The organism is Pseudarthrobacter sp. HLT1-3, assembly GCF_059383535.1.
In genome coordinates this window covers 37,357-63,409 of sequence record NZ_JBWZCJ010000012.1, presented here as the reverse complement: position 1 = coordinate 63,409, position 26,053 = coordinate 37,357, and the positions used below count along the sequence as shown (strand labels likewise).

The following is a 26,053-nucleotide window of genomic DNA, read 5'->3' as shown; positions in this document are numbered from 1 at the left end:
GGCGGCGGCCTGGCAGGGCCGGCTCAGAGGCCGGGGCGCAGGCCGATCGCCTGGAACACCGGCGCCATCTGCCGGGAGGTCGGCAGGGACGCGACGACGATGTCATCCAGTTCGCGGTAGAACGCCTCGCGGGCGCGGGACAGGGCGCCGCGGAGCCGGCATTCGTTGATCAGCGGACAGGCCCCGGTGGCTGCGACGCAGTCGGCCGGGTCCGTGCGGGTGTCCAGTTGGCGCAGGAGCTGGCCTACGGTGGCGACGCGGCCGGCGCTGCTGAGCCGGGACCCGCCGTGCCGGCCGCGCTCGACGTCGATCATTCCGAGTTCACGCAGCTTTACCATCGCCTTGCCGACGTGGTTGTACGGCGTGGCGACGGCGTCGGCGATGCTCTGGGTGGTGAGGAGTCCGCCGTCGGGAGCCGCCGCGAGCACCATCATGGCGCGCAGGCTCACATCCGCGAAGGCGTTGATCTTCATGACGCCAGTTTACCGGCGGTCTAGTCCACCCAGACACCGGGCTCGTTGGTATCGGCGGAGAGCTCGCCGAATTCCAGGTCGTGCGTCTCCGGGTTCGCGGCGTACGGCAGGACCGCGGCGAAGAGCGATCCGTCCCGGTGCTCCGCAGCCACGTGGATGGCGTCCGAGGCCTCTTCGAGCAGGGTGATGTCACACACGATGGCGGCGGCCCGGAACTCGTCCCGGTGCTGCCGCAGCAGTTCCGTGAGGTCGCCGATCATCGAGTCCGCATCAAAATCGGCGTCGGTTCCCTCGGCCGCGTCGGCGGGGGTGACCGCCACCAGCCGCACCTCGCCGTCGTTCTCGACCACGAGGGCGAACGGCAGAAACCCGCCGTTGCGTTCGAGCTGCTCCTGGGCCGCTCCGACGCCGGTGCCGAGCAGGTTTTCCAGATCCGTGGCGCTCGCCTCCGGGACGCTGCCGCGCCAGGAGTCTCTAGGGTCGTCTGCAGCGCGCTCTGTTGCGGTTTCCGCCGGCCGTTCCGACATAGTCCTAGCCCCGGACCAGCGCCAAGACGCGGTCCCGGACGCGCTCCATGGTGGCTTTGTCCGTGGCCTCGACGTTCAGGCGGAGGAACGGCTCCGTGTTGGAGGGGCGCAGGTTGAACCAGTAGCTGCCGTCCGTGGCGATGAAGGTACTCCCGTCGAGGTAGTCCACCTCCACGTCCTCGGTGTGGAAATCGAGCCGGACCCGCTCCACGGCGCCGGCCTTGTCCTCGATTTCCGAGTTGATCTCGCCGGAGGACATGTACGGCTCGTATTCGCGGCCCAGCTCGGACAGCGGCCCGTCCTGTTCGCCGAGGGCGGCCAGGACATGCATGGCCGCCAGCATGCCGGTGTCTGCGTTCCAGAAGTCGCGGAAGTAGAAGTGGGCGGAGTGTTCGCCGCCGAAAATGGCGCCCTCGGCGGCCATCACAGCCTTGATGAAGGAGTGGCCCACACGGGTGCGGACGGCACGGCCGCCGTGGCGCTCGACCAGTTCGGGAACCGCGCGCGAGGTGAGCAGGTTGTGGATGACGGTCGGGTTCGCCTCGCCGAGCCCCTGCGCGCGGGCGATCTCGCGGCGGGCCACCATTCCGGTGATCGCGGACGGCGAGACGGGTTCGCCCATCTCATCGATGACGAAGCAGCGGTCGGCGTCGCCGTCGAACGCCAGTCCGATGTCCGCCCCGTGCTCGACGACGGCGGCCTGCAGGTCTCGCAGGTTCTCCGGCTCCAGCGGGTTGGCGGGGTGGTTCGGGAAGGACCCGTCGAGCTCGAAGTACAGCGGGATGATCTCGAGCGGGAGCTTGGGCAGCAGGGCATCGCCGAGGACCGCGGGCGTGGTGAGGCCGGCCATGCCGTTGCCGGCGTCGACGACGACCTTGAGCGGGCGGGAGCCGCGGAGGTCCACCAGGCTGCGGAGGTATTCGGAGTAGCCCTTGAGGACGTCGTGGACGCCGATCAGGCCGCGGACCGGGGCGGCCGTGATGGAGCCGGCGTTGAGGTATTCCTCGGCGCGGGCCTGGATCTCCTTGAGCCCGGATTCGGAGGAGATCGGTTCGGCACCGGCTTTGGCCATCTTGATGCCGTTGTACTCCGCGGGGTTATGGCTCGCGGTGAAAGTGGCCCCGGCCGCGTTCAGTGCGCCGCAGGCGTAGTAGAGCTCGTCGGTGGAAATGAGGTCGAGCAACTGGACGTTGGCCCCGCGCCGGGCGGCGCCGTTGGCGAACGCCTTGCTGAACTCGGGGGACGACGGGCGCATGTCGCCGCCGACGAGCACCGTTTTGCCCTCCAACTGCAGGACGTCGACGAACGCCGCACCCACAGCCTCGACGATCTCGGCGGTGATCGATTCGCCGACAATGCCGCGCACGTCGTAGGCCTTGAAGGAGGCCGAGAGGTCAAAAGTTTTTGTCTGGTCCATAGTCACGCGTCTTATCTTACGTTGCAGCCGAACACGGACGTGGAGGGGCGCCGGAGGTGTCGTCCCGCCGGCAGATCACCGGCGCCTCCGCTGTGATTGTCCACATAGCGGTGCTCCGTGGCTTCGCGGCTGTCGGAGGGGGCTGGGATACTGAAGCAATGGCCAATAACCAGAACGCTGCAGTCCTGTCCGCTTCCCTTCCCGCCGATGCCGCCGGTTCCGACGGAGTTTCCGGGACCCGGGAGCAGGCCCAGGAAGTGCTGCGCGTCCTGGTGGGGCACCCGGCGGCGGAGTTCCATGACGGGCAGTTTGAGGCCATCGAGGCACTCGTCGACGGCGGCCGGCGGGCCCTCGTGGTGCAGCGCACCGGCTGGGGAAAATCGGCCGTGTACTTTGTCTCGTCCCTGCTGCTGCGCCGCCGCGGCGCCGGACCCACTCTGATTGTTTCCCCGCTATTGGCACTCATGCGTGACCAGGTGGCCGCCGCGGCGCGGGCCGGGGTCCGTGCGGTGGCCATCAACTCCGCCAACCAGCTGGAGTGGGACACCGTCCGCGAACAACTCGCTGCGGATGAGGTCGACGTCCTGCTGGTCTCCCCGGAGCGCCTCACCAACCCCTCCTTCCGCGAGAACCAGCTGCCCGAACTGATCCGCCGCACCGGGCTCCTGGTCATCGACGAGGCGCACTGCATCTCGGACTGGGGCCACGATTTCCGGCCCGACTACCGGCGCATCGCGGACCTGATCACCCAGCTGCCGGAGTCCGTTCCGGTGCTGGCCACCACCGCCACCGCCAACTCCCGGGTGGTCCACGACATTGAGGAACAGCTGGGCGACGGGGTGCTGACCATCCGCGGGGCCCTGGGCCGTGAATCGCTCCGGCTGGGCGTGCTGAGCCTGCCGGACTCCCGGGAACGGCTCGGCTGGCTGCTCACGCACCTGGCAGACCTCCCCGGCAGCGGAATCATCTACACCCTGACGGTCTCCGCCGCCGAAGACACGGCCCGGCTCCTGGCCGAAGCGGGGCACGAGGTGCTCGCCTACACCGGACGCACTGACCCCGCCGACCGGGAACGCGCCGAGCAGCTCCTCAAGGACAACCAGGTCAAGGCCCTGGTCGCCACGTCCGCCCTCGGCATGGGCTTCGACAAGCCGGACCTCGGCTTCGTCGTGCACCTCGGGGCGCCGTCCTCGCCCGTGGCCTACTACCAGCAGGTCGGCCGAGCCGGCCGTGGCGCCGCCAATGCCGACGTGCTGCTGCTGCCCGGTGCCGAGGACCGCGATATCTGGCAGTACTTCGCCACCGCCTCGATGCCTTCGGAGCAAAAGGCCGGCGCCGTGCTGACCGCCCTCGCCGAAGCGGGGACCGCCGTGTCCACCGTGGCGCTGGAAGCGCGGGTGGACCTGCGCCGGACGCCGCTGGAGCTGCTGCTGAAGGTACTGGCGGTCGACGGCGCGGTGGAGCGTGTGGGCGGCGGCTGGCGGGCCACCGGCCAGCCGTGGACCTACGACGCCGAGCGCTACAGCCGGATCGCGGAGGCCCGCGTGGACGAGCAGGACTCCATGGTGATCTATCAGGACACCGCCGGCTGCCGGATGGAATACATCACCTCGGTCCTCGACGACGAGACCGCCCACGCCTGCGGCCGCTGTGACAACTGCGCCGGACAGTGGTTCCCGGCCGACATTGCCGCCTCCGCCACGGAAGCCGCGGGCCAGACCCTGAGCCGCGCCGGTGTCCCTCTGGAACCCCGGCTGCAGTGGCCCAGCGGCATGGACCGGCTGGGCGTGCCCGTGAAGGGCAAGATCAAACCCGAAGAAAGCGTCGCCCATGGCCGGGCGCTGGCACGGCTCACCGACCTGGGCTGGGGCGGCGCGCTGCGCGAAGCCTTCGCCGCAGGCGCCCCTGACCGCACGGTGGACCCGGGCATGATGCAGGCCTGTGTCCAGGTGTTGCGCGAGTGGGGCACCGGTGACGCCCGCACCCCTGGCTGGAGCGGGGCCGGCCGGCCCGCCGCCATCATCAGCATCCCGTCCCGCGGGAAGCCGGCCCTGGTGGACTCGCTGGCCCGGGGCATCTCGGAGATCGGCCGGATCCCGTACCTGGGGCAGCTGCAGCTCGAGCACGGCGGACCGACGGGCGGGCGGGGCGGCAACAGCGCCTACCGCCTGGCCGGTGTCTGGGAACACCTCGTTGTGGGACCGGAGCTGGAAGCAGCCCTGGCCGGGATCCAGGGCCAGAGCGTGATGCTGATTGACGACTTGGTGGACAGCCGCTGGACCGTGACTGTCGCCGGCCGGGCCCTCAGGCTCGCGGGCGCCGGCGCGGTGCTGCCGCTGGTGCTGGGCCAGGCCGGCTGACCTCGGCTCCCGCATGGCGCGGCAGCGTCAGGCTGTCCAAAGTGCTCAACAGCATGACCACCGCAATCACCAGGAACGCGGCCCGGTAGGGTGCCGCCGGATCCACGGCAGCACCCGCCCCGCCCAGCAGCGGGCCCCCGGCCTCGGCAACCCGGATCAGCAGCGCCCCGATAGCGATCCCGGCCGCCGCCGCAAGTTGCACGAGGGTGGCTGAAACGGCGTTGGCGGACGGAAGCTGGGCCGGCACGACGTCGGCGTACTGCACCGAGGCGTAGGCCGAGAACCCGATGGACCGGAAGGCTCCGCTGGCCACCAGCAACGCGAAGATCACCGGCTCCGGGGTGCCGGCGTCGAGCAGGGCGCACAGCGCGAAAGTGGCCGCCGAGGCGAGGGACGCGAAGACCAGCACCGGTTTGAAGCCGAAGCGCCGGATCAGCGGGGTGGTGGCCGGTTTGATCCCGATGTTGCCAACAAACACCGCCGCCACGAGGACGCCGGCGTGCAGCGGATCCCAGCCGAAGCCGTTCTGGAACATCAGCGGCAGCAGGAAGGGCACGGCACTGATGGTCAGGCGGTAGATGAAGCCGCCGGTGGCCGTGGCACGGAACGTCCGGGCGGAAAAGACCCCGAGGTCGAACAAGGGGGAGCGGGCCCGCCGCATCCACCAGACGGCTATACCGACGAACAGCAGCCCGGCGGTGATGCCGATGGCCGCCAGACCGCCGGACTCGCGGCCGCCGGCCAGTTCCAGGCCCACCACCACGGCCCCCACGCCCAGCGTCGTGAGCGTCAGGCCCAGCCAGTCCAGACGCCGGTTGCGGTCACCCGCGGTGTCCGGGACCAGCCGCAGGGCCGCGAGGAAGGCCGCAAGTCCCAGCGGTAGGTTGAGCAGGAAGATCCAGTGCCAGGACAGGAACGTGGTGAGCGCGCCGCCCACCAGCGGAGCCAGCACGGGTGCCAGCAGCCCCGGCCACACCAGGTAGGCCGTGGCGCGGAGCAGGTCCTTCTTGGCCGTTCCGCGGAGCACCACGAGGGTGCCCACCGGCACCATCATGGCGCCGCCCGCGCCCTGCAGCACCCGGCTGAGGGTGAGCATGGTCAGGTCCTGGCTGAGCGCGCACAGCAGCGAGGCCACGGTGAACGTCGCTATGGCGAGGCAGAACACCCGCCGCGCCCCGAGACGCTCGGCCAGCCAGCCGCTGAGCGGGATCCCCATCGCCACCGTCATGAGGTAGGCGGTCATGGTGATGTTGACGTCTGCTGACGGGACGGAGAAGTCCGCCGCGATGCTGGGGATCGCGGTGGTCAGGACGGTGCCGTCCAGAAATTCCATAAAGAACGTCGCGGCGACCAGCAGGGCCAGCCGGGGACTCCATACGTCCGCGGCGGTGCTGGACGCGGGCCGGCCCGGTAAAGGCTCACTCATGCGGGAGCGGTGGACTCCAGCACCGCCATGGCCGCGTTGTGCCCGCCGATCGCGCTCACGGCACCGCCGCGCCGGGCACCGGAACCGCAGAGCAGGATCCGCGGGTCATCCGTCGCAACGCCCCAGCGCCGCGCCGGGGTGTCCCGGGGCGCATCGTCCTCGACGAAGGGCCAGTCCAGGCCGCCGTGGAAAATGTTGCCCCGCGGCATGCCGACCGCCCGCTCGATGTCCAGGGTCGTCTTCGTTTCGATGCATGGCCGTCCGTCCGGGCCGCTCAGCAGCAGCTCCTCGATGGGTTCAGCCAGGACCGAGTTCAGCGACTTCAGGACCGCTGCCTGCAGCTCCGCCCGTCGGTGCTCGTTGTTTTCCGCCGTAATCAGCCGGTCCGGGACGTGCAGGCCGAACACGGTCAGGGTCTGCGCCCCGGCGGACTGCAGCTCGGGGGAAAGGATGCTGGGATCCGTGAGGGAATGGCAGTAGATCTCGCAGGGCAGCGGGTCGGGGATGGCACCGGCCGCGGCGGCGAGGTAGGCGGCGTCGAGCTGCGACCAGGTCTCGTTGATGTGGAACGTCCCGCCGAAGGCCGCCTCCGGGCTGACACCTTGGTCCAGTAGCCGGGGGAGCCGTTTCAGCAGCAGGTTCACCTTGACCTGGGCGCCCTCCCGGAGATGGTTCGGGTTCCGCGGGGTGTTGGTGGGCCCGTCGTGCCCCCTGAGCCGGTCCAGCACCACCGGGGCCACGTTGGCGAGCACCCACGACGCGGTGGCCGTGTGCTCCGTGCCGGCGTGGCGGTAGCTGACCTCACCCCCCGGGCGGACGGCCGTGACGTCCGCGGACGTCAGTATTGTTGCCCCCGCTTCTCGGGCGGCCCGTTCCAGTTCGCCGGAGACGGCGCCCATGCCGCCGACGGGTACGTCCCAGTCGCCCGTTCCGCCGCCGATCAGGTGGTAGAGGAAGCAGATGTTCTGCTGCAGGTCCTCGTCGTCTGCCCGGGCGAAGGTTCCGATCAGGGCGTCCGTGAGCACCACGCCGCGGACCAGGTCGTGCTGGAGGTCCCGGGTGATGGCGTCACCGATGGGCCGTTCGATCATGGCATCCCAGGCTGCTTCCGCTCCGGCTCCGGCCGCGAGTTTCCGCGCTTCGGAGCGGGTCGGCAGCGGCGAAGTCATGGTGGGCCAGAGGGCCTCGGTGAGTTGGCGGCAGCCGGCGTAGAAATCGGCGAAAGCCCGGAATTCGCCGTCGGGCGCCCCGACCGCGGCGAAGGACGCCGCGGTCGCCGCGGCATCACCGTTATCGACCAGCAGGGCCTTCCTGCTGTCGTGCGGATCGGGTGTGTAGGACGAATACCGCCGCCGGGCCAGCCGGATGCGCAGGCCCAGGTCGTCAACGACCTGCTGCGGCAGGAGGCTGACGAGGTAGGAATACCGCGAGAGGCGGGCGTCGACGCCGTCGAACGCCTGGGCGGACACCGCGGCGCCGCCGGGATGTTCGAGCTTCTCCAGCAGCAGGACGTTCCGGCCGGCTTGGGACAGGTACGCTGCCGCAGCCAGACCGTTGTGGCCGCCGCCTACGATGATTGCGTCAAACGCGGTGTTCCTCGACATGGTGTTCCGTGACATGGGCTAATCCTGCCATCCCGGTCCAAGGCAAGGCGCCCGGTGTCCGGCACCCGGACGGGCGCGGCCGGTACGCCGCAGCCCGCGGCATCCGTCTTCACTTGCCCGCTCGTGGCGACCCGCCGCGAAGATTCCCCGCGTACGCAAAAGGCCCCGGTCCAGGGACCGGGGCCAAACGCGGAGACGGGGGGATTTGAACCCCCGGTGGAGTTGTGCCCCACACTTCATTAGCAGTGAAGCCCATTCGGCCGCTCTGGCACGTCTCCAATTGCTAGTAACTAGCCAACCAAGGATACGCAGAAGGGGCCATGCAGTGCAAAACGAGCAACGCGGGGTCACTGCGCGCCCATGTCTGGGCCTCGCATGGGCCGGAAATGACCCCGCGTTGGCCGGGTTGGCGGTACCGCGCGGGCCAGCTCCAGTCGGGTCAGGCGTCCCCGCCGGCCAGGGACCGCCAGAGGAAGTGCTGGCTGCGGCTCTGTAGCGCCGCGGCCTGCCGGTTGTCCGACGCTCCCGCATGGCCGCCTTCCAGCGCCTCGTGGAACCAGACGTTGGGGATGCCCATCGCCTGCATCCGGGCGGCCATCTTGCGCGCCTGGACCGGACCGACCCGGTCATCCGACGTGGCCGTCCAGATAAACGTCTCCGGGTAGTCCACCCCGTCCCGGAGCAGGTGGTACGGCGAGAACGTCCGGATGAAGTCCCACTGTTCGGGTACGTCCGGATCGCCGTATTCGGCAATCCAGGAGTAGCCGGCGGACAGCTTGGTGTAGCGGCGCATGTCCAGCAGCGGAACACCGCAGGATACGGCGCCGAAGAGTTCCGGGTACCGCGTGAGCATGTTCCCGACCAGCAGGCCGCCGTTGGACCCGCCGACGCAGCCGAGCCGTTCGCGGGAGGTCACCCCGCGGGAGATCAGGTCCGCGGCCACCGCGGCGAAATCCTCGTAGGCCCGGTGCCGTTTGTCCTGCAGCGCGGCGCGGTGCCAGGAGGGGCCGTACTCGCCGCCGCCGCGGATGTTGGCCACCACGTAGACCCCGCCGCGGGTGTGCGCGGCATCGCCCTCGGTCCCGGCGGATTCCCCGGTGCGGCGTTCCAGCCAGGCTCGGCCGATCGCGCCGCTGTAGGCAGGGGTCCGGGAGATCTCGAACCCGCCGTAGCCGGAGAGCTGCGTTGGGTTTTGTCCGTCCAGAGCGAGGTCCTTGGACGCCACCTGGAAATACGGCACCCGGGTGCCGTCCGCGGACACGGCAAAGTGCTGCTGGACCTCATAGGCTGCCTCGTTGAAGAACGACGGCGAGGACCGGATCACCTCGTGCGTGCTGACCACGCCGCCGTCGGCGCCGCGCTGGAGCGTGCCGCGGGTGAGGGTGCTCGGCGTGGTGAAACCGGTCGCCACGAGCCAGAAGTCGTTGCCCGCGCCCGGCGCCTCGCCCCCGGTGACCGGTGCAGCGCCGTCGGTGCCATCGTCGTCCGAATCGTCGGCGGCGTCCTCGTCGTCGACGGCGTAGGCATTGACGTCGTGAAGCGGCGGGCAGGCGTCCAGCACGGTGGCGGCCCAGGCGGTGTCCGTGCCGGGCTGCCGCGGATCGAGGACCCGGATCTCCGAGGAGACATCCCGCAGCAGGTTCAGCAGCAGGAAGTCCCGCGTCCAGCTCCAGGACTGCAGGGAGGTGTGCTCATCAGGGGTGAACAGCACGGACAGGTCCCGGCTGCCGGCCAGGAAGGCCTCGAAGCCGGCCGCGAGCAGGGATCCCGCCGGGTGGGTCGTGCCGCCGACGGTCCAGTCCTGCTGCGGCCGGAACAGCAGCCAGTCGCGGTGCGAGCTGAGGTTGACGTCCGCCGGGACGTCGATCTGCACCCACTGGCCCTTGCGCAGCACTGACGTCGTCTTTTCGAAGAAGCTGATCCAGTCCACGGCGAAGGTCCGCTCGAAGCCCGGGGTGGAGTCGTGCGCCACGAGCGCCATCATGTGGTCCTCCGGGATCTCGAACAGCCGCTCGGCCGTGGCCAGGGATCCGCCGCGGCGCAGCCTGACGCCGGTCCGGGCGTAGGAGGATGTGGTGCTGGGCAGCCCCGCGGCCGTGGAGGAGACCAGCAGGGTGTCCGCGTCGAGCCAGGAAACGTTTCCCTTGGCCGTCGGCAGGTCAAAGCCCCCGGCCGCCGGGTCCACAAAGCTGCGGGATTCGACGTCGAACTCGCGGTAACGGTTCGCGTCGCCGCCGTCGGGGGAGAGGGCCAGCAGGGCCCGCCGGTGTATCCCGCCCTCAGCCGGGCGGAGGAAGTTGGCGCCGTGGAAGACCCATTCCTCGCCTTCCGACGCGGCGAGCGCGTCCACGTCCAGCAGCAGATCCCACTCCGGCGCTCCGCCGCGGTAGCTGTCCCAGCTGGTCCGGCGCCACAGGCCCTTGGGGTTCGCCCGGTCCTTCCAGAAGTTGTAGTACCACTCGCCGTGCTTGCCGACCATGGCGATCCGGTCGGTGGAATCGAGCACCTCGAGGATGCTGTTTTCCAGCCGGGTGTACTCCGCATCCTCCAGGAGCTCCTCGGTGCGGGCGTTCTGTTCGCGGACCCAGGCAAGCCGTTCCTCACCGTAGATCTCCTCAAGCCAGATGTTCTCGTCGACGGGTTCGGGCGCGGGAAGGGGTGCAGCTTCAGCGGTGGTCATTTTTCCATCCAAGCAACATCGGCGCGCCGGAGGCAAGTTCCGCCGCGGCCGTGCGGCACGCGGCTCGGGTGCGCCGGGCCGGTCCGGGCCGGGTGCCCGTTGCGGATACGCTGGATGCCGTGGGCAAATCGCAGAGCATCCGGACCGCAGTGATCGGCGCCGGTCCCCGGGGCACGAGCGCGCTGGAGCGGCTGCTGGCCAACTGGGTGCCGTCCGGTCCGGGCGCCACCCTGCACATTGACGTTATTGATCCCTGGCCGGCGGGGCCCGGACATGTCTGGCAGCCCGGCCAGTCCCGGCACTACCTCATGAACACGCAGTCCTTTTACCCCACGGTGATCCCGGAGGACCCCGGCCTCGCGCGGCCGCTGGCCGGCCACTCGTTCGACCGCTGGCGGGAACTGCAGCAGGACCGGCCGCACCCCTCCCTCACCGCGGAGGATCGCGCCGAACTCGCCGGGCTGGGTTCGGCCGATTTCCCTAGCCGGGCCCTCTACGGGCGCTACCTTCGCTCCACCCTGGAGGAGTTGCTGTCCCGACTCCCCGCCGGTGCCACGGTCGATTTCCACGACACGGCGGCGACGTCGGTCCGCCACGCTGCCGCTCGCGAAGACGCGGGAGACGTAGTGGGCGCGGGCGGCGCGGGGGACGCGGGCGGCGCGGGGGACGCGGGCGGCGACGGACGCGTGAGGTTCGACGTCGGACTGGCCGGCGGCGCGGTCCTCACTGTCGATTCCGTGGTGCTGGCCCTCGGCCACCTTGACGCGCGGCTCAACCCCGAACAGCGCGAGCTCCGGGCGGCGGCGCAGGAATTCGGGCTGCTGTACCTGCCGCCGGCTGTTCCGGCCGACGTCGACTGGTCCCTGGTACCGGCCGTCAAGCCGGTGCTGGTGCGCGGCATGGGCTTGAACTTCTTTGATGCGATGGGCCAGCTGACCGAAGGCCGCGGCGGACGGTTCCTGCCGGGCGGCGACGGCGTCCTCAGCTACCTTCCCTCCGGCCGTGAACCGCTGATCATCGCCGCCTCGCGCCGCGGCACGCCCTACCGGGCCAAGGCGACCCTGTCCGGCTATTATCCCGACGCGGTGACACTGCGGTACTGCACCGAAAGCGCCCTGGCGAAATTCGCGGAGGCAGGCATACGGCCCGCCTTCGACCACGATCTCTGGCCCCTCCTGCACCGCGACGCCCTCTGGGCCTATTACTCCACGCTGGCCCGCTCGCAGCCCGGCGCCATCCTGACGGAGCCGAAGGAGTTCCTGAAGGCGCTGGAGGAGGCCCTGCGCCCGCACGCACATTCCTCCGCGAAGTGGGAGGATCTGGTGGACTCCGTGCTCGACGTCCATCTCCGGCCCCCGCACCGGCTGAACCTGCTGGGACTCGCGGCTCCGCTGGCCGGGCGGTCGTTCGCCTCCCGCGCCGAACTCGACGCCGCCGTCGTCGACTATCTGCTCGACGACGCCCGGCGTTCCGCGGTGGGCGAGGACGACCCGGTGAAGATGACCATCGGCGCCCTGCACCATGGCCGGGCGGCGCTGAAGACGGCGGTCGCGGACGGCGGAATCACCGACGAGTCCTGGGTCGCCGGGCTCCGCGGCTGGTTCGAATCCTTCGTCGAAGGCCTCGCCAGCGGACCGCCGGCCTTGCGTGCCGAACAGCTCGCGGCACTGGTCCGGGCCGGCGTCGTGCGCTTCGTCGGGCCGGACCCGAAGTTCGGGGTGGACCGCAAGTCGGGGACTTTCACCGCGGTGTCGCCGTGGGTGGGGAACAACGCCGACGGCGGCGGTGGTGAAGTCGTGACGGCGGTGGCCATGGTCGAGGCGCTGGCACCGGCGAACAAGGTCGGGGTCAACGAGTCCCCGTTGCTGGAGCAGTTGCTTGCCGAGGGCCTGGTCCGCCCCCGGCTCATGATGACGGCCGAGGGATCCCCGGTGCCGACCTCCGGGCTGGATGTCACGCCGCACCCCTACCGGCCGCTCGGCTCGAACGGCTCGGTGACGGAAGACCTGTACGTCCTGGGCCTGCAGTTATCCGCCGTGCAGTGGGGTACCGCCATTGCGGCCGAAGCCCGGCAGAAGAGCGGACCCGTCTACCGCAGCGGCCAGCGCACGCTGCGGGACGCCGACGAGATTGCCCGGGCCATCCTCGGACGCTGACTGGGTACAGCCGGCGCGCCCCACGAGTGAGCATGCCCTCCGCTGCCGCGCCCTGCAAATGAGCATGCCCTCCGTCCGGGCTGAGCACTGGACATATGGGCTATATGTCCAGTGCTGCAGCCCAGGGAGGGCATGTCCACTGGTGTAGGGCTAGGGGGTTAGCCCTTCAGGCACTTGCGGTAGTCCGCCATGGCCTTTCCATAGCTGACCTGGCCCACGATGTCGGCGAACCGCGGCTTGACCGGGGCGGTGCACTTCGGCGGGACCGGAACGCTGGCTGCGACCAGGACGGCCGTTTTCACTACGGTGCCGGATTCGACGGCGGTGAGCACCAGGGTGCCCGTGCCGGCAGCGGCCCCGGCGGGAACCGTCACGTTTACCGTGGCGGCGCCGGCGGAAACCGGAACCGTGCCCAGTGCCGTGACGGTGCCGTTCGCGTCCGTGAACTCGGCGCGCAGCGAGGTGTTCACCGGGCTGCCCAGCGAGGTGAGGTCCAGCTTGGCGATGGCCAGGGTGATGGCCTCCCCGCCCTTGACCTCGGCGGCGGTGGTGTTCACCACGGCGACGGAGCGGCGGGCGAAGTCCGGCGAAACCGGGTTGTTCGCCTGCAGGTACTTGATCCACGCGTCGCGGTCCACGAGGCCGGAGTCCTTGGTGCTGGTGCCGGAGGTGAAGACGCGGAAGTTGTCGCCGCCCGTTGCCAGGAAGCTGAACGTTCCGATCCGGTAGGACTTGGCCGGGTCGATCAGCGCGCCGTTGACCCGGATCGAGGTGATCCGGTCACCGGCGGCGCGGGCTGCGTCGTAGGTGTAGTTGACGTTCTTGGACAGGCCGAGCTGCTGGTAGGCGCGGCTGGGTACCGTGCCGTCCGGGTTGGTCTGCCACTGCTGCTCAAGGAGCGTCTTGAACTGCGCACCGGTCAGCGAGGTGGTCGACAGGTTGTTCACGAACGGCAGGACCGCGTTGGCCTCGGCATAGGTGATGGTCCCGTCCGGTGCGTAGTACAGCTCGTCGCGCAGGCCGCCCGGGTTGACGACGCCGATCTCGGCACCGCCGAGTTCCGGGGTCTGGAGCGAATCAACCAGGGAATCGGCCACGAGGTTGCCCAGGGTGGACTCGCTGGCCCGGTCATCGCGCTTGGCCGGGGAACCGGCAAACGCCGTCGTAATGTCAGCCGTCACCGCGCCGACCGGCTGGTTGCCGACCACTGCTGCGTCGGCGATAGCCGTGTCAACGATGGTCTTGACCGCCGCGACCCGCGGGTACGCGGCCACCAGGTCCGCTGCCGGCTGGTCAGCGGAGGTGGTCCGCTTGACGTTGCCGGCCTTGTAGCCGGTGACCGACATGGTTGCAGTGTCGATGGTCAACTGGATCTGGCCGATGTACTCGCCGTAGTTGCCGGTCTGGACGATCGGGCGGGTCTTGCCCTCAACGCCGGGGACCGGCGCATCCCAGGAGTACTGCTTGTGGGTGTGGCCGTTGAAGATGGCCGCAACGTCCGGGGTGACCTCGGTGACCATCTTGGCGAAGGGGCCGCCGGCGGCGACTTCCTGCTCCAGGGTGGAACCCTCGGGCGCGCCGGAACCGGCGCCGTCGTGGTTCGCCACCACGATCACGTCGGCGAGGTTGTCCGCCTTGATCTTGGCGGCGACGCGGTTGATGGCGTCGACGGCGTCGCCGAACTCAAGGTCGGCGATCCCGGCGGGGGTGACCAGCGAGGGTGTTTCCGGCGTGACGGTTCCGATGACGGCGACCTTGACGCCGTTCAGCTCGAGCACCGTGGATTCCGGCAGGACCGGCTCGGTGGTGCCCTTCTTGTAGACGTTGGCGCCGAGGTACGGGAACTTGGCATTGCTGCCGCCCGCGATGACACGGTCGCGCAGGTCGGCCCAGCCACCGTCGAACTCGTGGTTGCCCACGGCCGAGGTCCGCAGATCCAGGGCGTTCAGCACATCAATGGTCGGCTGGTCCTTGGCAACGGCCGACGTGAACGGCGAGGCGCCGATGTTGTCGCCCGCGGAGAGGAATGCCGTGGCGCCGGGGGCAGCCGCGGCCCGCAGCTTCTCGATGGTTCCCGCGAAGAACACGGTGTTGGAATCGATCCGGCCGTGGAAGTCGTTGATGCCGAGAAGATTCAGCTCAACGCTGGCCGGGGTGGCCGGAAGGTCCAAACCCACGACCACCGGATCGTGGTCGCTGGCCCGGAACTGGTCCGGCGCGTAGTAGTCGGTCACGTTGTTGTTGTAGCGGCTGTACTCCAGGGCGACGGACTCCACGGAGTTGATGTTCCAGATGTCGGCGCCGGTGACGATGGCGTTGGCGCCGGGTGAGGCGAGGATGTGGTCCAGCGAGCCCACCAGGCCACCGAAGAGGTAGGAGTGCTTGGCGGAACCGTCGGCGTTCTTGGCCTTCTCGTCCTGGTTCACGTACCCCGCGGCCGTGAAGACGTTGATCGGATCTTCCTTGGCGTAGGCGTTGAAGTCGCCGATCAGGAAAACCTTGTCGGTGCCCTCGGACTTCTGCAGTTCATCAGAGAATGCCAGCAGCGACTTGGCCTGGGCCGTGCGGGCGAAGTTTGACGCGCCCTGGCCCAGGTCCGTATCGTCCGGTGTGGCGGCCGAGCCCTTGGACTTGAAGTGGTTGGCGATTGCGATGAACTGCTTGTCATCAGCGGCGCCGACCGGCTTGAAGACCTGGGCCAGCGGCTTGCGGGCAGTCGCGAAGGCGACGGTGTCGTTGTGGATGATGGACGGGCCCACCGGCTCCGCTGCGGCCTTCTTGAAGATGAAAGCAGTGCGGATCATGTCCTCATCGGCCAGCGGCGGTGCGTTGGCAGGTGTGCGGACGTAGTCCCAGATCCCCGGTGTGGCGATGTTCAGGCTGTCGACCAGCTTGGCCAGGGCATCGTCGCGGTTCTTGCCGAACTTTGCGGAGTTTTCGATCTCCATCAGGGACACGACATCGGCGCCGGACTTGGTGATGGCGGCGACGATCTTGTCCTGCTGGCGCTGGAGGTTCTCAGCGTTGGCGGCGCCGCGGGCGTCGCAGCCGCCGCGGACGGTGATCGGGTTGCCGGCGCGGTCCGTGTAGTAGGTGCACCCGGTGAGCTGATCGCCGGTGGTGGGGAAGTAGTTCAGCACGTTGAACGAGGCGATCTTGAGGTTGCCTCCGACGGCGGCCGGCGCCTCCGTGCGGGTGGTGGTGCCGAAGTTCGCCGGCTGGACCGTGTCCGCGTTGGCGGGCGTCAGGTGGGTCAGCGGCTGGAACTTCCAGGAGCTGTTGGCGTAGCTGAGCACAACGTCGGTCTTGAAGTTCACCGGTGCCCCCACCCGGACAGGGTCCGCGGTGGTCAGGTACGGCAGCTCCAAAGCCTTGGTGGCGGCGTCCTTGAAGAAGTTGGTGGTGGCGCCGTCGTCGAGCTTGATGCCTCGGGCCGCGTTGGCGGCGACCGTGGCGGTGTACTCGGCCGAACCGAACGGCGCGACGGCGGTGGGCTGCTCCAGCGGGGTGGTGCCGCCGGCCAGGCCGATTTCGCCGTACTGGTTCAGCGAGTAGTTGTCAGTGACCGTCACGGGCCCCTGCGGCGTCAGCAGCATGCCTTCGAGCGCTTCGCGGAAGGACTCCTCGGCCGGGAGCGCAAAGCCGGTGGCCTTGACTTCGGGGGCAGCCTCGGTGAGCTTCTTCAGGTCCGCCGCGGCGGTGACCGTCAGCTGGGTCATGCCGAAGTATTCGCTGACGGCGCCGGTCACTTCGACGTAGTCGCCGATCTGGACGGAGCCGGCCGTGGCGGCCGAGTAGACGAAGATCGCGTCCGACGCCGTGTGGCTGGCCGGGGTCAGGTCGCCGCCGGTGCCGGGGGTCTGGATGTAGTAGCCGGCGAAACCGCCGGTGGGGAACGTCGCGGTGACCTTGCCGCGGGTGGTGGCCGAGGTTCCTACGAGCGGGCTCGCGGCGCCGTTGCCCTGGATCTCGGCAATGGTCTTGACCGCCGGGGGAGTGCCGGGGTCGACGGGAGGCTCGACGGGGGTGGCTACACCGTTGACGGCCTTGGGGGTGATCGTGGCGTTCAGGGTGAAGTCTGCGGAGTTGTTGTTGCTGTCAACGCCGTTGCTGCGGTTGAAGCTCTTGACGTCGGTATTGCCCGCCGGCGCGCTGGCGGCCACGGTTTCGAAGGTGTTGGAGGTCCCGTAGCCGAGCAGATCAGCGACGTTGGCCGGCTCGATAACGGAGCCGTCGGCCAGCGGGTTGAGGGCGGTGGCCTGTTTGGCCAGCACAATGGTTCCGGTGGTGCCGCTGGGGGTGAACTTGGTGCCAGCGTCCAGATCAAACGCCGCCAATTCCGGCGCCGTCGACGTCGCGTAATTGTTGCCGGTCGCCTTGATCACGTAGAAACTCTTGGCGGCAATACTGCCGGTCAGCGGGACGACGTTTCCGGGCGCGCCGGTACCCGTGGATGACCGGTACTGGAGTGACCAGCCGTCCAGCGAGACCGGGGCGTCCGAGGTGTTGTACAGCTCAACGAACTTGTTCTTGTAGGCTGCGCCGGCGCTGCCGCCGCTGAGGTACGCCTCGTTGATGATGACCGGCGAAGTGCCAGCCGCTGCCGGGGAGACCTCCACGGCGAACGCCGGCACAGCGGCCAGCGGGGCTGCGATGAGCCCCGCCGACAGCGCTGTGCCCAGCGCGGTTTTCCAAGGTATGTGTTTCATCCGCTCTAACTCTCATTAGGTGCCCGGGTAAGGGCTGGTGGAGGATGTCCGGGTGATGCCCGCGGACCGGCCGGTTCCTGCTCCTGGTCAAGCAGTCCCGGCACATCAAAACAGGGGTGAATGAACACGACGTGTCTAGTGTGTGCATTCGGCGAGACGTCCCCCAGCGGGACGTGCCACAGCCGGCACGGGGCAACCAACGGTGCGCCCCAGCGACGGAGTTGGTGCAGCTCCCGACCTGCGTCGGGTAACTGTGCCGGCCCCTTGGAGGGCCGGGCATTCCAAAAGAATACCGGCCAGTAGCCCAAGTGGAAGGGGCTGGCCGGTATTTCTTACAGCAATTTTTCTAAAGGGTGCGAAGGGTGCTTGCTATCCTGCGGGTTACGGCGCCTCCGGGGCATCAGCGGCTTGCTGTGCGGTGTCTGCAATGAGCTTGAACATCGCCCCGGTGGGGTCATTGAGCGTTGCAAGCCGTCCGTGCCCGCAGCAATCCCACCCGGCCGAGCACGCAAAAATGCCCCTGCTCCGGCGCAAGCGCTCAGGCAGGGGCATTATTCGCGGAAGGTAAGAGATTCGAACTCTTGGTACGGGGTTACCGCACACTGGTTTTCAAGACCAGCTCCATCGGCCGCTCGGACAACCTTCCCTAACGAGTAGTGTTTCATAGGCTGTCGGCAGCCACAAAAACGCGGTGCGCCCGCGGGCGGGGGGACGCTCCTCCACCTACTCTGGAAGAATGCGCTTCGGACCTGGTGTGCCGAGGGTGCATCAAAGAAGCCGCACGAAGTCTGTTACCGATCGGGAGTTGTCCATGAAGGCTGTCTACATCTCAAAGCCGGGTGGACCCGAGACCCTTGAGGTCCGCGAGGTCCCGTCACCGGTGCCCGGAACCGGTGAGGTGCTGATCGACGTCGTCGCCGCGGGGCTGAACCGCGCCGACGTCCAACAACGCAAGGGCCACTACCCGCCCCCGCCGGGTGCCTCGGAGATTCCCGGGCTCGAAGTCTCCGGCCGGATCGCCGGCTTCGGGCCAGGGGTGACCAAACCGTTTTCAGTCGGGGACAAGGTCGTGGCCCTCCTCTCCGGCGGCGGCTACGCCGAACAGGTGGCCGTTCCGGCGGGCCAGGTCCTCAGGGTCCCGGAGGGAATCGACCTCGTCACGGCCGCGTCCCTGCCTGAAGTCGCGGCGACGGTCTACTCCAACCTGATCATGACCGCCCAGCTGCAGCCAGGCGAGACGGTGCTCATCCACGGGGCAACCGGCGGCATCGGCACGATGGCCATCCAGCTCGCAAAGGCCTTTGGAGCCGTGGTGGCCACCACGGCGGGAACCGCTGAAAAGGTCGGCACCGCCAAAGCGTTCCTGGGCGCGGATATTGCGATCAACTACGCCGAGGAGGATTTCCCGGAGAGTCTGCGTGCGCAGAACGGGGGCAAGGGCGCTGATGTCATCCTCGACGTCGTCGGGGCAAAGTATCTGGCCCGAAACGTGGACGCGCTCGCGGACTACGGCCGGCTGGTGGTGATCGGGCTGCAGGGCGGCGCCAAGGGGGAGCTGGACCTCGGCAAACTGCTGAGCAAGCGTGCCGCGATCATTGCGACGGCCTTGCGCCCGCGGCCGGTGGGCGAGAAGACCGTCATCATGGACGCTGTCCGCGATGCGGTCTGGCCGCTGCTCACCGACGGCCGGATCCGGCCGCTGGTGGCGAAGGCCTTTCCGCTGGAGCAGGCCGGCGCCGCGCACCGGTACTTCGACAGCGGCGACCACGTGGGGAAAATTCTCCTGGTTATGTAGGACTGGTTATGAAGGCCCGGTTTAGGCAGGACACATATTCCAGTCCTGGAATATCCCGAATTGCTTCGCGCTGGCGAATAACGGTAATGTAATTCCATACGCGGTATACACGCGTCTTGGGGCGCGTGTATGCTGTCGTCCCGCTACCCTCCGGGAGCATCATGACCATCCGGCACAGCCTCCTCGCCCTTCTGCAGGACCGCCCGCGCTATGGCTACCAGCTCAGAATCGAATTCGAGGGCCGCACCGGGTCCTCCTGGCCCCTCAATATCGGGCAGGTCTACACCACCCTCGATCGTCTCGAACGTGACGGCCTTGTCCGCAAGGATGCCGCAGACGACGAGGGGCGCGTGATCTACAGCATCACCCCTGAGGGCCGCGACGAGGTCCGCGACTGGTTCACCTCGCCGGTGCCGCGGACCAGCCCTCCGAGGAATGAACTGGCCATCAAACTCGCCCTGGGGCTCACCCTCCCCGGCGTCGACGTCGGCGCCGCCATCCACGCCCAGCGTGCCGTCTCCATCCGGGCCCTGCAGGACTACACCAAAGCCCGGCGGGACATGGCGTCCCAGCACCGGGCCGCCGACACCGCCCGGCTGTTGGTGCTGGATTCCCTCATCTTCCAGACTGAAGCCGAGGTGCGCTGGCTGGACCTTTGTGAGGCCCGGCTCATGCAGCTGGCCGGGCCGCCCGCCTGACGCTTTAGCCGGAACCGACCGCGTACCGCACGCTGTACCCGCCGGTATCCCGGGCCGCCGTTCGGCGCGTTGGCCTGACCGTTCATCGACCCGCTATGGACGGCTTGCGTAAACCCATACCCAAGAATCCACGCCGTTGGTAGTGTACTTTCGGGCACATCTGTCAAGTGGATTGCCCAGTTGGGGTTTCTCAAGGAGGAGACATGGGCACAATGCCAGATGGCACGCCAAAAAACTTACTGGTCGACGACGGCATAACGCCGGACCCGACACTGCCGGCCACCGCCGTGGACGCCTCCGTGGTCGACGCCGAAGACCGCAAATGGACGCCGGCCAAGATCGCACTCTGGGCGGCAATCTCCCTGCTGGGCGCCGTGGCGTGGTTCATGCTCGCGATTGTCCGGGGTGAGACGGTCAACGCCATCTGGTTCGTGTTCGCCGCGGTGTGCACCTACCTGATCGGCTACCGCTTCTACTCCAAGGTCATCGAGCGGTACCTGCTCAAGCCGAATGACCGCCGGGCGACCCCCGCGGAGTACAAGGCAGACGGCAAGGACTACGTCCGGACGGACCGCAACGTCCTCTTCGGCCACCACTTCGCCGCCATCGCTGGCGCCGGCCCCCTGGTCGGTCCGATCCTCGCAGCCCAGATGGGCTACCTCCCGGGCACCATCTGGATCATCATCGGCGTCGTGCTCGCCGGGGCAGTCCAGGACTACGTCGTGATGTTCTTCTCGATGCGCCGCGGCGGACGCTCCCTGGGCCAGATGGCCCGCGAAGAACTCGGTGTCATCGGCGGCACCGCCGCGCTGATCGCCACCCTGCTGATTATGGTGATCATCGTCGCCATCCTGGCCCTCGTCGTCGTCAACGCCCTGGCCGAGAGCCCGTGGGGTGTCTTCTCCGTCGGCATGACGATCCCGATTGCCCTCTTTATGGGCGTCTACCTGCGCTTCATCCGGCCCGGCAAGATCATGGAAGTCTCCCTGATCGGCTTTGTGCTGCTGATGGCCGCCATCATCGGTGGCGGCGCCGTCGCCGCCACCGAGTGGGGCGACGCCTTCTTCACGCTGGACAAGGTCACCATCGCCTGGGCGATCATCGTCTACGGTTTCATCGCCGCGATCCTGCCGGTCTGGCTCCTGCTGGCCCCGCGTGACTACCTCTCCACCTTCATGAAGATCGGCGTCATCGTGATGCTGGCGCTGGCTGTCATCGTGGTCCGGCCGGAAATCTCCGTCCCGGCCTTCAGCGAATTCGCCAGCCGTGACAACGGTCCGGTCTTCCCGGGCGCGCTGTTCCCGTTCCTCTTCGTCACCATTGCCTGTGGTGCACTTTCGGGATTCCACGCCCTGATTTCCTCAGGCACCACGCCGAAGCTGATCGAGAAGGAACGCCAGACCCGCTACATCGGCTACGGCGGAATGCTGATGGAGTCCTTTGTGGCCATCATGGCCCTCGTTGCGGCGATCTCCATTGACCGCGGCCTCTACTTCGCAATGAACGCCCCGGCCGCCCTCACCGGCGGAACCGTTGAAACGGCAGCAGCCTGGGTCAACAGCCTGGGACTGTCCGGCGTGAACATCAGCCCGAACCTGCTGTCCGAGACGGCCGCCAATGTCGGCGAGGCCAGCATTGTGTCCCGCACCGGCGGCGCTCCGACCCTGGCCGTGGGCCTCGCCCACATTATGCAGCAGTTCATCGGCGGCACCGCCATGATGGGCTTCTGGTACCACTTCGCCATCATGTTCGAGGCTCTGTTCATCCTGACGGCGGTCGACGCCGGCACCCGGGTTGCGCGCTTCATGCTGCAGGACTCGATCGGCAACTTCGTCCCGAAGTTCAAGGAGCACTCCTGGCGCCCCGGCGCCTGGCTTGCCACCGCTGTGATGGTCGGGGCCTGGGGAGCCGTTCTGCTGATGGGCGTCACGGACCCGCTGGGCGGCATCAACACGCTGTTCCCGCTGTTCGGCATCGCCAACCAGCTGCTGGCCGCCATCGCTCTGTCCGTCTGCCTTGCCATCGCGGCCAAGAAGGGCTCCTTCAAGTACCTCTGGATCGTGGCGCTTCCGATGGCCTTCGCGGCCGTCGTGACCATCACGGCCAGCTACCAGAAGATCTTCTCCTCCACCCCCGCGGTTGGTTACTTCGCGAACAACGCAGCCTTCTCGAAGGCACTCGCGGAGGGCAAAACCTCCTTCGGTTCGGCCAAGACCGTTCCGGCCATGGAGGCCGTAATCCGTAACACCGCGATCCAGGGCTGGCTTTCGGTTATCTTCGTGGTGCTCAGCATCATCGTCATCACGACGGCGCTGATCGCCACCTACAAGGCGTTCCGCCACGCCCAGGCCGGTCTGGTCGACACCGGCAACGAGGATCCGGCGTTGCCGTCCCGCGTCTTCGCCCCGGCCGGTCCGGTTCCGACAGCGGCCGAGCGTGAGCTCATGGCCGAGTGGAACCAACTGCCGGCGGACAAGCGGGCCAAGAAGGCCGCGCACCACTAGTACGGAGACAGAAATGAACGCTGTAGTCGCAGGCTTCCGGGGATTCACCCGGTACCTGGGCGGAGTGATGGGTGCGGATGCGTATGCGAAGTACCTGGAACACCATGCCGAGGCCGGTCACGGTTCCGCACCGATGACCGAGCGGGAATTCTGGCGCGACCAGACGGATCGTCAGGAAGCCAACCCGCAGGGCCGGTGCTGCTGACTCGCTGCTGATCGACGCTGCCGCTAACGACAGGGCGCCGCCGGGCACACCAGTGCCCGGCGGCGCCCTTCGCTGTCCGGCTCCGGGCTCGTGAGAGTATGAAGCCATGAGCGATCCAAACGACACTCAGGCAGCCGTCGATGCCCCGGTCGAGGGCACCCCACTGGACTCCCGGCCAGCCCAGCCCGCGGGACAGGGACAGCCCGGGCCACGCGCTCCGTCCGCGGCATCCGCCGGTGGGCGGGCAAGGCCCAGCCAGCTGCAGGATCTCGTGGACGAACCCGGGAAGGTGATGCGGATCGGCACGATGATGAAGCAGCTCCTGGACGAAGTGAAATCCGCCCCGCTCGACAACGCCGCACGGGCACGGCTGGCCGAAATCCATGAACGATCGATCAAGGAACTCGAGGACGGACTGGCGCCGGAACTGGTCGAGGAGCTGGAACGGATCACCCTCCCCTTCCCCGCGGACGGAACCCCGTCGGACGCCGAACTGCGGATTGCCCAGGCCCAGCTGGTCGGCTGGCTGGAAGGTCTCTTCCATGGCATCCAGACCGCCCTCGCGGCGCAGCATGCCGCCCGCGAACACGCCGCTGCCCAGGCACAGCTCCGCCAGTTGCCGCCCGGAACGGTAATCGCGCCCGGCGTGATCATCGGCGAAAACGGCGAGCCCCAGCGCGCCGCGGCGCCAAGGCCCGGCGCGGATCCCTCGCAAACTCCCGTCCCCGCAGACCCGGACCACGGTCCCGGCCAATACTTGTAAGGCACCGTTGGGATTCTTTAGCGCCGCGCGGCAAGGACGGAAAGACGATGCCGAGCTCGGCAAGGGCCTCTGGCGCCGAGCCCACGACCGCTTCATCCGCGGCCTCGACCGCTACCACCAGATACTCGAAGGTGTGGAGGACGAGGCGCTTTACGCCGAACTCCTGGAGATCGGAAACGAGCTGTCCGCGCTGTCCGGGCGGGTCCGGCAGGTCTGCGTGGCGGCCCAGCGGCGCGCCCCCAGCGAGGGACTCGACATTCCGGGAAGTCTGGCTGGAGTGCACCGCGCCCTGTCGACAGCCGGTAACTCCCTGGCAACCACGGCCGAGGCGGCAGCGATGCTCCGGCTCTCGCTCGGCCCGGCACCGGCAGGGGCTGAGTCGGTGCGGCGCCGTGCCGCGTCGGTGCTGGAGCAGGTAAACGACGCCGAACGCCGGCTTTCAGAGGCTGCGGCCAGGGACTGAGCGGCCCGGCGGTGCCCTGAATTACTTCAGGGCCTGAAATTCCCGGTTAAGCGCCTAGCATAGCCGCCCCCAACCGCTGGTGATCCGGGGCCGGCGTTGGCAGGATAGTTGGATGACTTTTTCACCGGTACTGACTTTCAATGACGGCAACACCATCCCCCAGCTTGGCTACGGCGTGTGGCAGGTTGAAGACGACGTCGCCGAGAAGGTGGTCGTGCAGGCCTTTGAGGCTGGCTTCCGCCACATCGACACGGCGAAAATCTACGGCAACGAGGCAGGCGTGGGACGCGCCATTGAGCGTTCCGGCCTGAAGCCCAAGGAAATGTTCATCACCACCAAGCTGTGGAATGCGGACCAGGGCTACGAGTCCACGCTGAAGGCATTCGAGGAGTCCATGGAGCGGCTGGGCCTTGAGACGCTGAATCTGTACCTGATCCACTGGATGCAGCCGAAGCAGGACAAATACGTGGACACCTGGAAGGCACTGATCGAGCTGCAGAAGCAGGGCCGGGTGAAGACCATTGGCGTCTCCAACTTCACCAAGGAAGGCCTGCAGCGCCTGATCGACGAAACCGGCGTCGTCCCGGCCATCAACCAAGTCGAACTCCACCCGTTCTTCAACCAGGCGGAGCTGCGGGAGTTCAACGCGTCCCAAGGCATCCTCACCGAGGCCTGGTCGCCGCTAGGCCAGGGCGGCGAGCTGCTGGAGAGTGCGGTCATCGGCCAGATCGCGGCAAAGCACAACGCCACGCCGGCGCAGGTCGTCATCGCCTGGCACCTGGCCATCGGCAATGTTGTCATCCCCAAGTCCGTCACCGAAGCCCGCATCCGCGAGAACTACGCCGCGCTGGATGTCAGCCTGGACGAGACCGACCTGCAGGCCATCAACGGCATGGACAACTCGGCCGAGGGTGCCGGCCGCATCGGCGCCGATCCGGCAGTCTCCGACTTCGCCTAAACCAGGCCGCACGGACAGCCGGCGCCCGGCGTCAACCGAAGCAGGGCTTTCATCCGAAACCGGATGGAGGCCCTGCTGCTGTCCGGGCGACTTCCGCGGTCGGGCTACGCGGCCTTGCGGCTTTCCTTGACGGGCACCGCGTCGACGATGGCCCAGCCATGCTCGTCCGCGGCCCGGCGGCTGGCGAAGCGTTCGGCGTCGGAAAGGTCATCGAAGGTCTCAGCCCGGACGCGGCCGCAGTCCGTGTCCAAATACGTGACTTCAAAGTACTGGTTGGTTTCCATAAATCAAGTGTGCAGCCGGCCTACGACACTCCCAGGTCATCAGTCCGGCGTGTTGCCCAGCCGCAACACCCGTTCCCGCGCCAGGTCCTCGGTCCGTCTGGCTCTGTCGGCGGCCCGCGCGGACTGCTGCGCCTGGGCGACGGACAGTTCGCGGCGTTTTCTGGCTGCCTTGAGCTCCTGTTCGCGCTCGGCAAGCTGCTCACGCAGGCTTCGCACGGTCTCGGAGAGTTCCATAGTCAGGACGGTGGTCGAGGCTACCTCCTGCTGATGCCGCAGGGCTTCTCCCGTGGCCGCCTGCGCTTCCTCTTCCGCGTCTTTAAGCGCCGCCCGGGCCCGCACCAGGGCTGACGGTGCGGCTTTTCGGGGTTCCTGCCGGACTGCCCGCAACCGGGGCTGCTCCGGCTCTTTCCGGGGGGTGGACGCGGGCGACGCCGGCCCGTGCGCTGCCGGCGCAGGGACCGGGGGTGCCGGTGCCGGAGGTTGCAGACCCGGCAGCGCAACGGCGCCGCTAAGGTCCACGACGTCGACCCCGTCGGCGGACAGGGCCCGGAGCAGACGGCCGGACTGCACGGCAGCCGCGGCGCCCTCATCCGCAGTCGCCGCACGCAACGTCTCTTCCACCTCAGACGCGATCGCGGCGCTGATCTTCCGACCCTGTTCTTCGGCGACCACCCTGGCTTCCTTGACCGCGCCGCCCAGCAGTTGCCGGCGTTCGGATCCCAGCCGGCGGAGTTCCGGGGCCTCGAGGGAGGCTTGTGCCGCCCGCATCGACTGCCCCAGCGCGGCGAGTTCGCGGAGGATCTCCGGCCGCCGGGACGCGAGCATGTTCACCGTCCACGCAGCCACCGACGGCTTGGGCAGCGAGCGTACGTCTGTGGCACGGGAACGCTGCCCCTTCTCAGCGGAAACGTCCTTCGCGGCGGCTGTCCGGGCAGCGACGAAATCGTCGAACGGGAGGGCATAGAGCCGTGCCGCAACGTCCGCCAGCCACTGCTCTGCCATGCAAGAATCATAGAAGCCCCGCCCTGGCG

The 26,053-nt window shown here is 68.2% G+C and carries 18 protein-coding genes and 2 tRNA genes; 9 read left to right on the top strand and 11 right to left on the bottom strand.

What is annotated here, in order from left to right:
• Nucleotides 1–23: 23 nt before the first annotated feature.
• Genes AC50X9_RS12015 through AC50X9_RS12005 form a run of 3 tightly spaced genes read right to left on the bottom strand, consistent with a single transcriptional unit; the run spans nucleotide 24 to nucleotide 2,423 of the window.
• Nucleotides 24–473 (bottom strand): RrF2 family transcriptional regulator, encoded by a 450-nt coding sequence (locus AC50X9_RS12015; RefSeq protein ID WP_494893882.1) that lies wholly within the window; start codon nucleotides 471–473, stop codon nucleotides 24–26.
• Between the two features lie 20 nt (nucleotides 474–493).
• On the bottom strand, nucleotides 494–1,000 hold the full coding sequence (locus tag AC50X9_RS12010; protein ID WP_494893880.1) for a hypothetical protein: 507 nt from the start codon (nucleotides 998–1,000) through the stop codon (nucleotides 494–496).
• 4 nt (nucleotides 1,001–1,004) lie between these two features.
• Nucleotides 1,005–2,423 carry a phosphomannomutase/phosphoglucomutase gene (locus AC50X9_RS12005; RefSeq protein WP_494893878.1) on the bottom strand — a complete coding sequence of 473 codons (1,419 nt, stop codon included), beginning with the start codon at nucleotides 2,421–2,423 and terminating at the stop codon, nucleotides 1,005–1,007.
• A 152-nt stretch (nucleotides 2,424–2,575) separates the two neighbouring features.
• On the opposite strand from AC50X9_RS12005, the gene AC50X9_RS12000 reads away from it, so the two are divergent.
• Nucleotides 2,576–4,777 (top strand): RecQ family ATP-dependent DNA helicase, encoded by a 2,202-nt coding sequence (locus AC50X9_RS12000; RefSeq protein ID WP_494893876.1) that lies wholly within the window; start codon nucleotides 2,576–2,578, stop codon nucleotides 4,775–4,777.
• Here the strand turns inward: AC50X9_RS12000 and AC50X9_RS11995 are convergent.
• The 4 genes from AC50X9_RS11995 to AC50X9_RS11980 form a co-directional block, all read right to left on the bottom strand.
• Entirely contained in the window at nucleotides 4,722–6,203 is a 1,482-nt protein-coding gene (locus AC50X9_RS11995) for an MFS transporter (protein WP_494893874.1), read from the bottom strand. The two genes, AC50X9_RS12000 and AC50X9_RS11995, sit on opposite strands and share 56 nt — an antisense overlap.
• Nucleotides 6,200–7,822 (bottom strand): phytoene desaturase family protein, encoded by a 1,623-nt coding sequence (locus tag AC50X9_RS11990; protein WP_494893871.1) that lies wholly within the window; start codon nucleotides 7,820–7,822, stop codon nucleotides 6,200–6,202. Before AC50X9_RS11990 ends, AC50X9_RS11995 begins: the two co-directional genes overlap by 4 nt.
• 175 nt (nucleotides 7,823–7,997) lie before the next feature.
• Nucleotides 7,998–8,085 (bottom strand) — tRNA-Ser (locus AC50X9_RS11985).
• A gap of 161 nt (nucleotides 8,086–8,246) precedes the next feature.
• On the bottom strand, nucleotides 8,247–10,487 hold the full coding sequence (locus AC50X9_RS11980; protein ID WP_494893869.1) for a prolyl oligopeptidase family serine peptidase: 2,241 nt from the start codon (nucleotides 10,485–10,487) through the stop codon (nucleotides 8,247–8,249).
• Between the two features lie 119 nt (nucleotides 10,488–10,606).
• Here AC50X9_RS11980 and AC50X9_RS11975 point away from each other — a divergent pair, with 119 nt between their 5' ends.
• The gene (locus tag AC50X9_RS11975; RefSeq protein WP_494893863.1) at nucleotides 10,607–12,643 is read left to right on the top strand and encodes an FAD/NAD(P)-binding protein; all 2,037 of its coding nucleotides are present in this window, start codon (nucleotides 10,607–10,609) and stop codon (nucleotides 12,641–12,643) included.
• A 158-nt stretch (nucleotides 12,644–12,801) separates the two neighbouring features.
• Here AC50X9_RS11975 and AC50X9_RS11970 read toward each other — a convergent pair whose 3' ends face one another.
• Both AC50X9_RS11970 and AC50X9_RS11965 read right to left on the bottom strand, forming a co-directional pair.
• Nucleotides 12,802–17,352 (bottom strand): ExeM/NucH family extracellular endonuclease, encoded by a 4,551-nt coding sequence (locus AC50X9_RS11970; protein ID WP_494893861.1) that lies wholly within the window; start codon nucleotides 17,350–17,352, stop codon nucleotides 12,802–12,804.
• A 558-nt stretch (nucleotides 17,353–17,910) separates the two neighbouring features.
• Nucleotides 17,911–17,998, bottom strand: a tRNA-Ser gene (locus AC50X9_RS11965).
• 165 nt (nucleotides 17,999–18,163) lie between these two features.
• On the opposite strand from AC50X9_RS11965, the gene AC50X9_RS11960 reads away from it, so the two are divergent.
• The 7 genes from AC50X9_RS11960 to AC50X9_RS11930 all read left to right on the top strand — a co-directional run bounded on the left by AC50X9_RS11960 (nucleotide 18,164) and on the right by AC50X9_RS11930 (nucleotide 24,738).
• Nucleotides 18,164–19,147, top strand: coding sequence for an NAD(P)H-quinone oxidoreductase (locus tag AC50X9_RS11960; RefSeq protein WP_494893858.1), 984 nt, complete (start codon nucleotides 18,164–18,166; stop codon nucleotides 19,145–19,147).
• Between the two features lie 161 nt (nucleotides 19,148–19,308).
• The gene (locus AC50X9_RS11955) at nucleotides 19,309–19,845 is read left to right on the top strand and encodes a PadR family transcriptional regulator (protein WP_494893854.1); all 537 of its coding nucleotides are present in this window, start codon (nucleotides 19,309–19,311) and stop codon (nucleotides 19,843–19,845) included.
• A gap of 203 nt (nucleotides 19,846–20,048) precedes the next feature.
• Nucleotides 20,049–22,349, top strand: a complete 2,301-nt coding sequence (locus AC50X9_RS11950) for a carbon starvation CstA family protein (RefSeq protein WP_494893850.1) — start codon at nucleotides 20,049–20,051, stop codon at nucleotides 22,347–22,349.
• Nucleotides 22,350–22,362: 13 nt separating this feature from the next.
• The gene (locus tag AC50X9_RS11945; RefSeq protein ID WP_494893848.1) at nucleotides 22,363–22,554 is read left to right on the top strand and encodes a YbdD/YjiX family protein; all 192 of its coding nucleotides are present in this window, start codon (nucleotides 22,363–22,365) and stop codon (nucleotides 22,552–22,554) included.
• Nucleotides 22,555–22,660: 106 nt separating this feature from the next.
• A complete protein-coding gene (locus AC50X9_RS11940; protein ID WP_494893846.1) occupies nucleotides 22,661–23,317 on the top strand; it encodes a bacterial proteasome activator family protein in 657 nt (218 codons plus the stop codon).
• A gap of 7 nt (nucleotides 23,318–23,324) precedes the next feature.
• Complete coding sequence (locus AC50X9_RS11935) at nucleotides 23,325–23,780, top strand: hypothetical protein (RefSeq protein WP_494893844.1); 456 nt, start codon at nucleotides 23,325–23,327, stop codon at nucleotides 23,778–23,780.
• 112 nt (nucleotides 23,781–23,892) lie between these two features.
• Complete coding sequence (locus AC50X9_RS11930; protein ID WP_494893842.1) at nucleotides 23,893–24,738, top strand: aldo/keto reductase; 846 nt, start codon at nucleotides 23,893–23,895, stop codon at nucleotides 24,736–24,738.
• A gap of 104 nt (nucleotides 24,739–24,842) precedes the next feature.
• On the opposite strand, the gene AC50X9_RS11925 is transcribed toward AC50X9_RS11930, so the two are convergent.
• Both AC50X9_RS11925 and AC50X9_RS11920 read right to left on the bottom strand, forming a co-directional pair.
• Complete coding sequence (locus AC50X9_RS11925) at nucleotides 24,843–25,022, bottom strand: hypothetical protein (protein WP_494893840.1); 180 nt, start codon at nucleotides 25,020–25,022, stop codon at nucleotides 24,843–24,845.
• A gap of 39 nt (nucleotides 25,023–25,061) precedes the next feature.
• Nucleotides 25,062–26,024 (bottom strand): hypothetical protein, encoded by a 963-nt coding sequence (locus AC50X9_RS11920; protein ID WP_494893838.1) that lies wholly within the window; start codon nucleotides 26,022–26,024, stop codon nucleotides 25,062–25,064.
• Nucleotides 26,025–26,053 lie beyond the last annotated feature (29 nt).